Below are 13,494 nucleotides of genomic sequence, written 5' to 3' on the forward strand. Positions count from 1 at the left end.
TGGACAAGGAAAACGGATGAACACGTTCAAAGCCAGCCTTATTGCGGTTGCGTTGATGTCAGCATCAGGAAGTGGCTACGCGAAGGCGAACCAGAAAATTGTCGATCAAATCAGCCAGTTTGGCGTGAAGTACAAGGTCACCGATAATCAGGCCGCACAGCATGGCGTTGACTGCGCGGCTCTGGGCGCCGACTGGAGCGCCTGTAATCGTGCAACCATTACCCTGACCAACCATGGTCCGGCAATCCACAGCAAAGACTGGGCAATATATATGTCCAACGTCCACGAAACGTTAAAGGTCGAAAGCGATCAGTTTCGTATGGTGCATATTGTTGGGGATTTGACGCGACTGGAACCCACGGACAAATTCAGGGGATTCGCTGCCGGTGAGTCCGTAGAGATCCCCATCATTAACGAATACTGGCAGCTTTTTATCACCGATGTCATGCCGCGATGGTATGTGACCTCAGGTGATGCGAAACCGAAAATCATGATCGATACCGACTCGGACGATCTGACAACGTTCGTCGAACCCTTTGGCGAACAGTGGAAGCGCACCCAGGACGACAAAAATGTGCTGATGGTGGCTTCCAGTCGCTTTGATAAAAACAGCGACGTGGCGTTGCTTCCCGCTTCGGCGCTAAGAGGGCAGATTGTTCCGACGCCATTGCAGATTGAGATTACGGCCGGGGACGCTGACCTGTCGAAAGGCGTAAAGCTCGATCTCTCCGGTTTGTCGGCTGATAAAGCGCAGGCGGTAAAGCAGCGGTTCCAGCTACTGGGACTGAAAGAGCACGCCAGCGGTTATGAGATTTCCACGCGAATTGACAGCAACATGTTGAATGCTGAGCTGGCGATTGCCGGTGGCTATCAGTTGGTGATTGATAAAGAAAAAGCACAGGTGGTTGGCTACGATCAAGGCGGTGTATTTTACGGCCTTCAGTCGATCCTCTCACTGCTCCCCGCGGACGGCAGCGCAAAAATTGCCACTCTGAAAGCCAGCGACGCGCCTCGTTTTCCCTATCGCGGTGTTTTCCTGGATGTTGCACGTAACTTTCACAGCAAAGCGGCGATTCTCCGCATGTTGGATCAGCTTGCCGCGTGGAAAATGAACGTATTTCACTTTCATCTGAGCGACGATGAAGCCTGGCGTATTGAGATTCCTGGCCTGCCTGAACTTACCGGGGTGGGTGGAAAGCGCTGTCACGATCTGACCGAGCGGCGCTGCCTGTTGCCGCAGTTGGGCTCCGGCCCGGACACCAATAATAACGGCACCGGTCATTTCAGCCGTCAGGATTACATTGATATTTTGAAATACGCCGCGGCAAGAAATATTGAGGTGATCCCGGAGATCGACATGCCGGCTCATGCCAGGGCTGCCGTAATCTCAATGGAAGCCCGCTATCATCGTCTGATGAAAATGGGCAAAACGTCCGAAGCCTCAGAGTATCGGCTGGTCGATCCCACGGATAATTCCAACACGACCTCGGTGCAGCTTTACGATCGTACCAGCTATCTGAACCCCTGCCTGGATTCTTCGCTGCGCTTTACCGATAAGATAATCGGTGAAATTAACAAAATGCACGGTGAGGCCGGGCAACCGCTTAAAACCTGGCACTTCGGCGGCGACGAAGCAAAAAATATTCGTCTGGGCGCCGGTTATTCCGACATTAACAAGCCGGTAGCGGGTACGGGCTTACTTGATATGCGCAAAGAAGACAAACCGTGGGCGAAATCGCTGGTTTGTCAGAAAATGATTAAAGAAGGCAAGGTGGCGGATCTGGAACATCTGCCCAGCTATTTTGCATTGCAGGTCAGCAAGCAGGTTAAGCAACACGGCATTGAAAAAATGCAGGCCTGGCAAGACGGGCTGAAGGATGCGGAAAATGCTAAAGCGTTTGCCACTGAACGCGTTGCCGTTAACTTCTGGGATACGCTCTACTGGGGAGGCTTTAACTCTGCCAACGACTGGGCAAACAAAGGTTATGACGTCATCATCTCCAACCCTGATTATGTCTATGTGGACTTTCCCTATGAAGTGAATCCGCTGGAACGCGGCTACTACTGGGGAACCCGTTTTAGCGATGAGCGGAAAATGTTCAGTTTTGCACCTAATAACCTGCCGCAGAACGCCGAGACCTCGGTCGATCGCGACGGTAAAACTTTTACTGCAAAATCTGACAAAGCCTGGCCGGGCGCGTATGGCTTGTCCGCCCAGCTTTGGAGCGAAACGTCGCGCACTGACGACAACACAGAATATATGATTTTCCCTCGTATTCTTTCAGTGGCTGAACGCGCCTGGCATCGTGCCGCATGGGAGCAGGATTACCAGGCGGGCAGGGAATATATCGGTGGAGAAACTGGGCACGTTGATCGCCAGGCGTTGCATCAAGACTGGCAGCGATTTGCCAACCTGCTCGGACAACGCGAACTGGCAAAACTGGATAAGCGGGGCATTCACTATCGTCTGCCGGTTCCTGGCGCGCGTATTGTTGATGGGAAATTAAACGTCAATATCGCCTTACCAGGCGTGGCCATTGAGTACAGCGTGGATCAGGGAAAAAACTGGCAGCGTTATGATGCCGGTGCAAGACCGTCCGTGACAGGCAATGTGAGCGTTCGCGCTGTCAGCGCGGATGGGAAACGTTTCAGTCGCACTGAAATACTGTGAGATTAACGGCCCGAAACAGGGCCGTTTTCACTTAGCGGAGCGTTTAAAGAGCGTAAATTACCGGTAGTCGAGGGTAATGCGACCGGTGAGATCTTTACACGCTAAAAACAAAAACTGCACCTTACTTGTCGGATAGCCAACTTTTCGGGTGCAGTTCATCTTACTGATACTTATGGCGTCAGGGCCGATTACTCGTCGTGCAAAGACTCATCTTCACGACAGTCGCCTGTTGCGCAGTGACCATACAGATAGAGACTGTGATTACTGAGCTTGATGCCATGCCGCGTGGCGATATCACGCTGGCGTGTTTCAATGGATTCGTCAGTGAATTCGATCACTTTTCCACAGTCCAGGCAAATCAGATGATCGTGATGATGCTGCTGCGTCAATTCAAATACGGATTTACCGCCTTCAAAGTTGTGGCGCGTCACAATCCCTGCGTCGTCAAACTGGTTCAGCACGCGGTAAACCGTGGCCAGACCAATTTCTTCGCCCATATCAATCAGGCGTTTATACAAGTCTTCCGCACTGACGTGATGGCCCTCTGGTTCCTGAAGGACTTCCAGAATCTTTAAGCGTGGAAGCGTGACTTTCAGGCCGGCCTTCTTTAATGCGGTGTTATTGTCAGTCATGCGGATATTATCCTGTTACTTTGCTAGTCACTAAGTGGCTGAAAAACCGTGAACATCGGTCGACACAGAAAGCAAACTGCGTCTCATTATAGAACTGATACGTTGAAATGGAAACGGGCTGCCGTAGTCGCCGCCAGAGCAAACTGCTCAAAAGGCTGGATAACCGATGCGGGTATTCTACAGTTATGCGGGCAAAAGTTACAAATATGTATCTATCACTTCTATAGGAAAAACCACTGGCTTGATGTGACTTCTCTCACATCAAGCTAAAGTGTTCGTTATGCTTCAAGGATCTCTTTGAGCTGAAGCTCTTCATAAATCTGCTTTACCCACTGTTCCGTACGGGAAGCGGTCAACTCGGGTTGACGATCTTCGTCAATAGCCAGACCAAGGAAATGCGTATCGTCCGCAAGCCCTTTAGAGGCTTCAAAATTGTAACCTTCGGTCGGCCAGTGACCAACAATCACCGCGCCGTTAGGCTCGATAATGTCGCGAATGGTGCCCATCGCATCGCAGAAATATTCAGCATAGTCTTCCTGATCGCCGCAGCCAAAAAGGGCAACCAGCTTACCGTTGAAATCAATCTCTTCCAGCGTAGGGAAAAAGTCGTCCCAGTCGCATTGCGCTTCACCGTAGTACCAGGTCGGTATGCCTAAAAGCAGAATATCAAAGGCTTCAAGATCTTCTTTGCTGCTTTTAGCGATATCATGAACTTCAGCAACGTCAGAACCGAGCTGCTTCTGAATCATTTTTGCAATGTTTTCCGTATTGCCCGTATCGCTACCAAAGAAAATGCCTACGATTGCCATGCGTCTAGTAACCTCTTGAAACGTATTGATATGGTGGCTGCTGATAAAACAGATTCAGGCAATAATAGCAGAGAGGCAGAAGGGTATAAACGTGAAATGCTCCTGCTTTTGTCGCTTTGTGCTGTGAGATAACGCATTCTGTAAGGTTAAAACTCAACGCTGCTGGCGGGTTAACTGTGCCAGCACCATCTCTTCAATCAACTCGCTACGACTGATATTTCGCGCTTCGGCAAGCTGATTGAGCGCATCAACAGCTTCGGCGTTTATTTTCAGCTCAACGCGCTTCAGGCCGCGCACTTTGTCCCGTCTGAGCTGATTGCGCTTATTAATACGCAACTGCTCATCGCGCGTGAGCGGGTTGGTCTTTGGACGTCCCGGACGTCGTTCATCGGCGAACAGGTCGATCGTCGTGCGGTCCGTGTTCTCTTTTGCCATAGGATCGTACTAATGAAAGGCTGAAGGGTTAATAAATGGGCTCTTAACGCCTGAAATACAACCAGCGGCCCTTAATGAGCGCGCCATCATACCCTGGCAAAACTTACCGCGACAACGATTTAACAAATCGACTGAATATTTCTGTTTATTGTGCAAGAAAGCGTCGGATACCGCGTAAAACGGCATCGGGTTTCTCAGCATGTACCCAGTGTCCGGCACCGCTGATAACGTGCGCGCGTGCCTGCGGAAACTGGGAAAGCAGCGCATCACGGTAAGCGTCGTCCAGATAAGGTGAGCGCTCCCCCCGAATAAACAAAGCCGGATGCGGCCAGGCCGGAACGGCATTCCAGCCAATAAGATCGTCGTAGTGCTGCCATAAAACCGGCACGTTAAAACGCCACTCACCTTCATGGAACGATTTCAACAGGAATTGAATAACACCCTCTTCATTGAGCATCTCCCGCATCAGGTCGGCAGCGTCGCTGCGTCGCGTAATACCTGCCTCGGTAACGGCGTTCAGCGCGGCGAAAATGGCGTCATGATGCCGTTCCGGATAGGCAACGGGCGCCATATCAATCACCACCAGCTTACTGACGCGCTCCGGCGCAAGGGCAGTTAACGCCATGGCGATTTTACCGCCCATTGAGTGGCCCACCACCGAGAATTGCCCGATAGCCGCATCGTCCAGCGTATCAAGAATGTCCTGCGCCATGGCCGGATAATCCATCTCCTCCGCGCGGGGAGAAAGGCCGTGATTACGCACGTCAACCAGCACAAGCCCACAGGTATCTTTCAGCCCCCTTGCCAGCACGCCAAGGTTGTCCTGGCTGCCGAAAAGGCCATGGATTAGCACGACTGGGGCATCGGTCAGTTCAGATTGTTCAGTTTGCAGGCGGGCATTCAATTTCATAGCAAAGTTCTTACGGATGGGCCGAAGGGTTAGGGTATCATAAATGCATATTTCCCTGTCGGCATGGCGAAAAACCTTATCGCGAACTTTTTGCGGCATATTCTGACTTTTGCCACTATTAAGGCCTGGCGCTACACCCCGGCAGGATTTAACTTTATAATCCTGATGTTAGAGCAGGTTTGCCCATCGTTCAGGAAATTTATCGACTGCATAAGGTGCAGATCGGCTCTTATAAGCAATAATCGTACTGGATCATGATGAAAACTATTGAAGTCGACGAAGAGCTATACCGTTATATTGCCAGCCACACGCAGCATATTGGCGAAAGCGCATCTGACATTTTACGGCGTATGCTGAAATTTTCCGCCGGTCAAAGCGTTGCAGCCTCATCGGCAACCGGCGCAAAACAGACGGCGTCAGCGAGTGTGGAGGCACGGCCTCAGGATCGCGTTCGCGCGGTTCGTGAACTCCTGCTTTCAGATGAATATGCGGAACAGAAAAAAGCGGTTAATCGCTTTATGCTTATTCTCTCGACCTTATATACGCTTGATCCCAAAGCATTCGCCGCCGCCACCGAGTCTCTGCTTGGCCGCACGCGCGTTTACTTTGCGGGTAATCAACAGACTCTGGTTCAGAACGGCACCCATACCAAGCCGCAGCACATTCCGGGCACGCCGTACTGGGTAATTACTAACACTAACACAGGTCGTAAACGCAGCATGGTGGAACATATCATGCAGTCGATGCAGTTCCCGGCGGAGCTTATCGACAAAGTTTGCGGCACCCTCTAACTGATAACATAAGCGTCAGGGAGAAGCGCCCCATGGCTAATCATCCCCGTGCCGGACAGCCAGCACAGCAGAGTGATTTGATTAACGTTGCACAACTGACTTCACAGTATTATGTCCTGCAACCGGATTTGACCAACCCTGAACACGCGGTGAAATTTGGTACATCAGGCCATCGTGGCAGTGCAGGGCGTCAGAGCTTTAATGAGACGCATATCCTGGCAATTGCGCAGGCGATCGCGGAAGAACGTAAAAAGAACGGCATTACCGGCCCGTGCTTTGTAGGTAAAGACACGCACGCGCTGTCAGAACCGGCGATCATTTCGGTACTGGAAGTGCTCGCCGCCAACGGCGTTGACGTTATTGTGCAGCAGGAAAATGGCTATACGCCGACGCCCGCTATCTCTAACGCTATTCTTGAGCACAATAAAGCGGGCGGCCTCCAGGCTGACGGCATCGTGATTACGCCTTCGCACAATCCCCCAGAAGATGGCGGCATCAAATACAATCCGCCAAACGGCGGCCCGGCGGACACTAACGTTACAAAAGTGGTTGAAGATCGTGCGAATGCGCTGATCAAAGACGGCCTGAAAGGCGTTAAGCGCATCGCGCTGGATAAAGCCTGGGCAAGCGGCCACCTTCAGGAAAAAGATCTGATCCAGCCTTACATTGAAGGTCTGGCGGAGATCATTGATATTCCTGCAATTCAGAAAGCGGGCCTGAAAATCGGCGTCGATCCGCTTGGCGGTTCCGGTATTGCTTACTGGCAGCGCATCGCTGAATTTTACAATCTTGATCTGACCATCGTTAACGACGCGGTCGACCAAACCTTCCGTTTCATGCATCTGGATAAAGATGGCGTGATCCGCATGGACTGCTCATCCGAAAGCGCTATGGCTGGCCTGCTGGCGCTGCGCGATAAGTTTGATCTGGCCTTCGCTAACGATCCTGACTACGACCGCCATGGCATCGTTACGCCTGCGGGACTGATGAATCCCAATCACTACCTGGCCGTTGCCATCAACTATCTGTTCCAGCATCGTCCACAGTGGGGCAAAGAGGTGGCGGTTGGCAAAACGCTGGTTTCCAGCGCGATGATCGATCGTGTGGTGAATGACATTGGCCGCAGGCTGGTGGAAGTGCCGGTGGGCTTTAAGTGGTTCGTTGACGGCCTCTACGACGGCAGCTTCGGTTTTGGCGGCGAAGAGAGCGCGGGCGCTTCATTCCTGCGTTTTGACGGCACGCCGTGGTCGACGGATAAAGACGGTATCATCATGTGTCTGCTGGCGGCGGAGATCACTGCGGTGACCGGCAAAAATCCCCAGCAGCACTACGATGAGCTGGCAGAACGTTTCGGCGCGCCAAGCTACAACCGCCTTCAGGCGTCGGCCACGTCTGCGCAGAAAGCCGCACTCTCTAAGCTGTCGCCGGAAATGGTCAGCGCCGATACGCTGGCAGGCGATCCTATCACCGCACGCCTGACGGCTGCGCCTGGCAATGGCGCTTCTATCGGCGGACTTAAAGTGATGACGGAAAACGGCTGGTTTGCGGCGCGTCCTTCCGGCACGGAAGATGCCTATAAAATCTACTGTGAAAGCTTCCTTGGCGCGGAGCACCGCGAAAAGATTGAGAAAGAAGCGGTAGAAATCGTCAGCGAAGTGTTGAAAAACGCCTGATACAGTACGTTTTCTCATCTTCGAAAAAGCCCGACGCTGGTCGGGCTTTTTTTTTGTGTAAACATGCTGCGTTAAAAATATGTAAAAAATAATCGTACTTTTAACGGCTCTGTAACTTAATTACGCGACAGAAAAATAAAAGCTGTTTTTTTATACGTAAAGTGGTCGGATGAGTAGTAAAATTACACAATAAGCGTTATTATTTTGCGCAGACAACGCAATTTTATTTATCTTCCGGGAGGATGTATGGACCTTTATAGAGTTTATCCGCTGCACCGCATCGTCCTTCGACGCATTGCTGTCGCCGTCGTTGGCATTGTTGCCCTGCCTGTAATGCTGTTTCGCAGCGATCGAGCGAGATTTTACAGCTATCTGCATCGCGTATGGAGCAAAACCAGCAGCCAGCCGGTATGGATGGCACAAACGGAAGCGGCAGGCTGTGATTTTTATTAACCACGTCTCTTCCTGAACGCCCGGAAATATCACCGTTTCCGGGCCGCTCGCGTCTTAATCCATATCAAAAAGCGGTGCTTTTTTCTCACCCAGTGAGGCAACATAACGCTGCGCATTCAGCTTCATATTCTTTATTCGCACCGGCTCGGCTGCGGCGAGATCCTGCTCTTCGCTCACGTCCTTCGTTACGTTATAAAGCAGCGGCGCCGCCAACGGCGCAGGTTTACCGTCTTTCAACGCATTCAGCACGATTTTGTAGTCGCCTTCACGCCACGCCATCAGTTCGCCCATAAAAAAGTAAGGCACGCTGGTACGGGGAGAGTTTGTATCGCCGAACAGGGCAGGCGAGAGATCGACGCCATCCAGATCTTTCTGCGCGTGCTCGGTATGGCTCAGAGACATCAGCGTAGGCAAAATGTCCAGCGTGCTGCCAAGACCACTTTTCACCGCCGGCACAATTTTACCTGGCCATTTAATGATAAACGGCGTGCGCTGACCGCCTTCAAACACGCTACTTTTACCATCGCGCAGCGGCACCGCCGAACCGGACAGGCCCCACTTATCAAACGGCAGCCAGGGGCCGTTATCTGAGGTGAATATGACAATGGTGTTCTTATCCAGACCACGTGCTTTTAATGCGTTATTTATCTGACCCACCGACCAGTCAACCTCGGCCATAGCATCGCCATAGCGATTATGTCCTTTGCCAATAAATGCGTCCGAGGTAAAAATGGGTACATGGTTTTGCGGCCATGCCATATACATAAAAAACGGTTTTTCACTCTGCTCATTAATATAGTCGACGGCTCGCGCAGTAATATCCTGCGTAAAGTCTTTTTGCCGTAGTCCACCGGGAACCTGATAATCCACATAGCGCCCTTTTTGTCGGTAAGAATCATACAGCGGCACGTCCCAATATTTTTGATCGGGTACGGCCATCTGCTGCATCTGTATTTTCCGTGCGTTGGCAAAGGCTTCCGGCGAGGCAGGATTTTTAGCTGACAGCAGCGTTTTAAAATCAGGCGCGGTGGTATGCCATAAATCATTACTGGTCGGAATACCGTACCACTGGTCAAAACCATGGCGCGTTGGCAGGCCGTCCGGCTGTGAGCCTAAATGCCACTTGCCAAACATGATAGTGCGGTAGCCGCCGTCGCGTAGCGACTCCGCGAGGCTGACTTCTTCATCGGGGAAACCATCCGGGTCAGACTCAAAAAAAACCGGCACCGTACTGCCGTACAGGCCTGTTTTGGTCTCGACCCTGCCGGTCAGCAGGGAACCACGGCTTGGGGAGCAAACGGGCGATGCGACATAAAATTGTGTCCAGCGCTGGCCCTCCTTCGCCATCATATCCAGATTTGGCGTGGGCGTTTTTCCACCTTGAGAAGAGATATCCGCCCATCCCATATCATCGGCGAGCATTAAAATAATATTTGGTTGTGAGGCGGAAAAAGCGGCATGACTGAAACCGGAGGCAAGCGCAATACTTACCGCTAATGCGGAAACTAACTGTCTTTTCATCATATCTTCCCTGTTATTTAACGAGCGTAAAATCGCAGGCAGTATGTTTATATCTTGCCTGTTTTTATGTGTTGAAGATCACAAAAAAGCAGGTGCGTTTAAATTAACTTTTTGGCTGCGAATAAGTTAGCTTTTTAATTTACTTTCTTATGTTATCTGTAATTAATTATGTGAGGATTCACATTGTCGTTAATAATATTTAACTGGTAAATGTCATGCAGTTAATAAAAACTCAATGAGAAAACGCATTTTCACAACCTTTACTTTTTACTTGCCGCCCCGCTATCAAACCTGAGGCGCACAAACTTGTACAACTTTTTGATTGTTGTATAACTTGGCGTAAGCGTCTACACTGGTCGTACGGTTTAAAAAGGGGGTGGATATGAACAGAAAAATTCCTGTCGGCATCAGTGCCTGTTTGTTGGGTAACAATGTTCGTTTTGACGGCGGCCACAAGCGCTGTGAATTTGCGTCGGTCGATCTCGCCCCCTTTGTGCGTTATCAGCCTGTCTGCCCGGAAATGGCTATTGGCTTGCCGACGCCGCGTCCGGCGCTGCGCCTGACCGAAAATGCCGCGGGGACAGTCGAGCTCTGTTTCAGCAATGGTCAGGGCGAGCCGATCACTGAAGAGATGCGCAGCTTCTCGGATAAAGTCATCGCCAATATGCATCACCTTTGTGGCTACATTGTTTGTGCGAAATCGCCCAGCTGCGGTATGGAACGCGTGCGTATTTATCAACAGGACAATAACAACAACCGGAAAGAAGGCGTGGGGATCTTTACGCGTCAACTGATGGAGCAGATGCCCTGGCTGCCGGTTGAAGAAGATGGTCGTCTTCACGATCCGCTTCTGCGTGAAAACTTTGTTGAACGTGTTTACACGCTGCATGAATTCAATGAGATGTGGCGGAGCGGATTGACGCGCGGCAAGCTGATTGCCTTCCACAGCCGTTACAAGCTGTCGCTGTTGGCCCATTCGCAGCCGGATTACCGGTCGCTGGGGCGCTTTGTCGCAAATATCGAAAAATGGGACTCGCTGGAAGCCTTTGCGATGGAATATCGTCAGCGCCTGATGGATCTGCTTAAAAACAACGCGACGCGCGGTAACCATACCAACGTTCTGATGCACGTTCAGGGATATTTTCGCCCACAGCTTAATACCAAACAGCGTCACGAACTGACGTCGCTGATTGAAAATTATCGTCAGGGAACGCAGCCGTTGCTGGCTCCGATGACGCTGCTTAAACACTATATGTCCGAGTACCCCGATCCGTATCTCTTGCAGCAGCGCTATTTTACGCCCTATCCGGAAGCGCTGCGTCTGCGCTAAGGCCATTAACGTTCATGGCCACGCATCTGGTTTGGCTGCGCAGCGACCTGCGCATTCATGATAACTATGCTCTTCATGCCGCCTGCCGCGATAAAGACGCCACGGTACTGGCGCTGTTTATCGCCACCCCGAAACAGTGGGCGGCGCACGACATGGCGCCACGGCAGGCCAGGTTTATCTTTTGCAGCGTGCAGGATGTTCGGCAGTCGCTGGCTGAAAAGGGCATTGCGCTGCACACGATTGAGTGCGAAGACTATACGGCTTCCGTTGCACGACTAACGGAATTCTGTCAGCAGCACAGCGTTGATCGCCTGTTTTACAACTATCAATACGAAGTTAACGAACGCAAGCGCGACGCCGCGGCCGAGCGGGCACTGTTTGATATTGATGTTATTTCACAGGGTTTTGACGACAGCGTGCTGTTGCCGCCGGGCAGCGTATTGACCGGTAACCGCGAAATGTACAAAGTGTTTACGCCCTTCAGTCGTGCGTTTGTGAAGCGTCTGCATGAAGGACTGCCTGAATGCGTTCCGGCGCCTGCTGCGCGCCACGGCGCGCCATTAAACGACATGCCAGCGCTCAGGCCTTTCGACTACCCGTTACAGGACATCGATGAAGAGATGTTTCCGGTGGGTGAAGGGAAGGCGTTACAGCGTTTACGCGCCTTTTGTCAGGCACCGGTCATCGACTATCCTCAGGCGCGCAACGCTCCTTCAGTAAATGGCACCAGTCGCGTCTCGGCCTATCTCACCGTTGGCGTGCTCTCGCCACGTCAGTGTTTGCATCGGTTATTAAGAGAACATCCGCATGCGCTGGTAGACAGTAAAATTTTTAGCTGGCTTAACGAGCTCATCTGGCGGGAATTTTACCGTCATTTGCTGGTGGCTTTCCCCGATCTGTGTCGGCATAAACCCTTTATTGACTGGACGAGAAAGGTTCAGTGGCAGCAGAACGATGCGCATCTCAAGGCCTGGCAGGCGGGGAAAACCGGTTATCCCATTGTGGATGCTGCTATGCGCCACTTAAACGCACGTGGCTGGATGCACAACAGATTACGTATGATCACCGCCAGTTTTTTAATCAAGGATCTGCTGATCGACTGGCGCATCGGCGAGCGCTATTTTATGACCCAGCTTATTGATGGCGACCTGGCGTCTAATAACGGTGGCTGGCAGTGGGCCGCATCAACCGGCACCGACTCCGCTCCCTATTTCCGCATCTTTAATCCCACCACGCAGGGCGAACGCTTCGACAAAGACGGCCACTTTATTCGCCAGTGGCTGCCGGAACTGCAAGACGTGCCTGATAAATACATTCATCAGCCCGGCGAATGGGCAGAAAAAAAAGGTATCACGCTGGATTATCCTGCGCCGATTGTCGATCATAAAGCAGCGCGCAGGCAAACGCTTGACGCCTTTGAGGCCGCACGACAATCGCAAACCAGGAATATTTATGCGTAATACCGAGCTTGAAAATCTTGTTAATCAGCAACTTGCTACCGCCAGCTTTAATGATTACGCGCCAAACGGGCTTCAGGTTGAAGGCCGTAGTGATATCAAAAAAATCGTTACCGGCGTGACCGCCTGCCAGGCGCTGCTGGATGAAGCGGTGCGTCTGGAGGCCGATGCGGTACTGGTGCATCACGGCTACTTCTGGAAGAGTGAATCGCCGGTGATCAAGGGCATGAAGCGCAACCGCCTGAAAACGCTGCTGGCCAATGACATCAACCTGTTTGGCTGGCACCTGCCATTGGATGCGCACCCGGAACTGGGCAATAACGCGCAGTTAGCAAAGCTGCTGGGCATTGATGTGCAGGGACATATTGAACAACTGCTGCCCTGGGGCGAACTTCGCGAACCGTTAACAGGCAGCGCGCTGGCGGCGCGCATCGCTTCCGTACTGGGTCGCGAACCGCTGCACTGCGGCGATAACGCGCCTGAAACAATCCGCCGTATTGCCTGGTGTAGCGGCGGCGGGCAGGGATTCATTGACGCTGCCGCCGCGCACGGCGTGGATGCGTTTATTACCGGCGAAGTTTCGGAGCAGACTATTCACAGCGCTCGCGAGCAGGGCCTGCATTTTTTTGCTGCCGGGCACCACGCCACCGAACGCGCAGGTATCCGGGCGCTGGGCGACTGGCTTGCCGATGTGCACGCTCTTGACGTTACCTTTATCGACATCCCCAACCCCGCCTGATCTTCGATGGGCGGCCCAGCGCCGCCCGCAGCATGTATTGACACATCCCCCACATTTCCGCATAACTATTTGC

12 protein-coding genes are annotated in these 13,494 nt (G+C 52.1%); 7 read left to right on the top strand and 5 right to left on the bottom strand.

The annotated features are described in order from the left end of the window. Positions 1–16: 16 nt before the first annotated feature. On the top strand, positions 17–2,671 hold the full coding sequence (locus FA91_RS05585) for a beta-N-acetylhexosaminidase (RefSeq protein WP_034913374.1): 2,655 nt from the start codon (positions 17–19) through the stop codon (positions 2,669–2,671). Between the two features lie 188 nt (positions 2,672–2,859). Here the strand turns inward: FA91_RS05585 and fur are convergent, their stop codons facing one another. From fur to ybfF, 4 genes are all read right to left on the bottom strand, one after another. Continuing rightward, entirely contained in the window at positions 2,860–3,303 is a 444-nt protein-coding gene (gene fur / locus FA91_RS05590; protein WP_034913377.1) for a ferric iron uptake transcriptional regulator, read from the bottom strand. Between the two features lie 278 nt (positions 3,304–3,581). Beyond that, positions 3,582–4,112: a flavodoxin FldA gene (fldA, locus tag FA91_RS05595; RefSeq protein ID WP_034913380.1), complete on the bottom strand. Its 531-nt coding sequence runs from the start codon at positions 4,110–4,112 to the stop codon at positions 3,582–3,584. A gap of 153 nt (positions 4,113–4,265) precedes the next feature. Further along, a complete protein-coding gene (gene ybfE / locus FA91_RS05600) occupies positions 4,266–4,547 on the bottom strand; it encodes a LexA regulated protein (protein ID WP_034913382.1) in 282 nt (93 codons plus the stop codon). Between the two features lie 145 nt (positions 4,548–4,692). Continuing rightward, the gene (gene ybfF, locus FA91_RS05605) at positions 4,693–5,457 is read right to left on the bottom strand and encodes an esterase (protein WP_034913384.1); all 765 of its coding nucleotides are present in this window, start codon (positions 5,455–5,457) and stop codon (positions 4,693–4,695) included. 257 nt (positions 5,458–5,714) lie between these two features. Between ybfF and seqA the strand changes: the two genes are divergently transcribed. From seqA to FA91_RS05620, 3 genes are all read left to right on the top strand, one after another. After that, on the top strand, positions 5,715–6,248 hold the full coding sequence (gene seqA, locus FA91_RS05610) for a replication initiation negative regulator SeqA (protein ID WP_034913386.1): 534 nt from the start codon (positions 5,715–5,717) through the stop codon (positions 6,246–6,248). Positions 6,249–6,280: 32 nt separating this feature from the next. Then, positions 6,281–7,921 (top strand): phosphoglucomutase (alpha-D-glucose-1,6-bisphosphate-dependent), encoded by a 1,641-nt coding sequence (gene pgm / locus FA91_RS05615; protein ID WP_034913387.1) that lies wholly within the window; start codon positions 6,281–6,283, stop codon positions 7,919–7,921. Positions 7,922–8,167: 246 nt separating this feature from the next. Continuing rightward, complete coding sequence (locus tag FA91_RS05620) at positions 8,168–8,374, top strand: YbfA family protein (RefSeq protein ID WP_034913389.1); 207 nt, start codon at positions 8,168–8,170, stop codon at positions 8,372–8,374. A 54-nt stretch (positions 8,375–8,428) separates the two neighbouring features. Here FA91_RS05620 and FA91_RS05625 read toward each other — a convergent pair whose 3' ends face one another. Beyond that, on the bottom strand, positions 8,429–9,895 hold the full coding sequence (locus FA91_RS05625) for a sulfatase-like hydrolase/transferase (RefSeq protein WP_051937051.1): 1,467 nt from the start codon (positions 9,893–9,895) through the stop codon (positions 8,429–8,431). Between the two features lie 382 nt (positions 9,896–10,277). Between FA91_RS05625 and FA91_RS05630 the strand changes: the two genes are divergently transcribed. From FA91_RS05630 to FA91_RS05640, 3 genes are read left to right on the top strand one after another with little or no spacing between them, the layout of a single operon-like run. Then, positions 10,278–11,225 (top strand): DUF523 and DUF1722 domain-containing protein, encoded by a 948-nt coding sequence (locus tag FA91_RS05630; RefSeq protein WP_034913390.1) that lies wholly within the window; start codon positions 10,278–10,280, stop codon positions 11,223–11,225. A 14-nt stretch (positions 11,226–11,239) separates the two neighbouring features. Beyond that, positions 11,240–12,685 carry a deoxyribodipyrimidine photo-lyase gene (gene phrB, locus FA91_RS05635; RefSeq protein ID WP_034913392.1) on the top strand — a complete coding sequence of 482 codons (1,446 nt, stop codon included), beginning with the start codon at positions 11,240–11,242 and terminating at the stop codon, positions 12,683–12,685. Further along, positions 12,678–13,421, top strand: coding sequence for a type 2 GTP cyclohydrolase I (locus tag FA91_RS05640; protein ID WP_034913395.1), 744 nt, complete (start codon positions 12,678–12,680; stop codon positions 13,419–13,421). The genes phrB and FA91_RS05640 overlap by 8 nt, the downstream gene beginning before the upstream one ends. Positions 13,422–13,494 lie beyond the last annotated feature (73 nt).

It is taken from the genome of Erwinia sp. 9145 (assembly GCF_000745075.1).
Classification (GTDB): Bacteria; Pseudomonadota; Gammaproteobacteria; order Enterobacterales; family Enterobacteriaceae; genus Erwinia; species Erwinia oleae.

Bases quoted from the DNA above. Each gene is read 5' to 3' on its own strand.
- ybfE (WP_034913382.1), bottom strand. From the start codon at position 4,547: ATGGCAAAAGAGAACACGGACCGCACGACGATCGACCTGTTCGCCGAT.
- FA91_RS05630 (WP_034913390.1), top strand. From the start codon at position 10,278: ATGAACAGAAAAATTCCTGTCGGCATCAGTGCCTGTTTGTTGGGTAAC.
- phrB (WP_034913392.1), top strand. From the start codon at position 11,240: ATGGCCACGCATCTGGTTTGGCTGCGCAGCGACCTGCGCATTCATGAT.
- fur (WP_034913377.1), bottom strand. From the start codon at position 3,303: ATGACTGACAATAACACCGCATTAAAGAAGGCCGGCCTGAAAGTCACG.
- seqA (WP_034913386.1), top strand. From the start codon at position 5,715: ATGAAAACTATTGAAGTCGACGAAGAGCTATACCGTTATATTGCCAGC.
- FA91_RS05640 (WP_034913395.1), top strand. From the start codon at position 12,678: ATGCGTAATACCGAGCTTGAAAATCTTGTTAATCAGCAACTTGCTACC.
- FA91_RS05620 (WP_034913389.1), top strand. From the start codon at position 8,168: ATGGACCTTTATAGAGTTTATCCGCTGCACCGCATCGTCCTTCGACGC.
- FA91_RS05585 (WP_034913374.1), top strand. From the start codon at position 17: ATGAACACGTTCAAAGCCAGCCTTATTGCGGTTGCGTTGATGTCAGCA.
- pgm (WP_034913387.1), top strand. From the start codon at position 6,281: ATGGCTAATCATCCCCGTGCCGGACAGCCAGCACAGCAGAGTGATTTG.
- ybfF (WP_034913384.1), bottom strand. From the start codon at position 5,457: ATGAAATTGAATGCCCGCCTGCAAACTGAACAATCTGAACTGACCGAT.
- fldA (WP_034913380.1), bottom strand. From the start codon at position 4,112: ATGGCAATCGTAGGCATTTTCTTTGGTAGCGATACGGGCAATACGGAA.
- FA91_RS05625 (WP_051937051.1), bottom strand. From the start codon at position 9,895: ATGAAAAGACAGTTAGTTTCCGCATTAGCGGTAAGTATTGCGCTTGCC.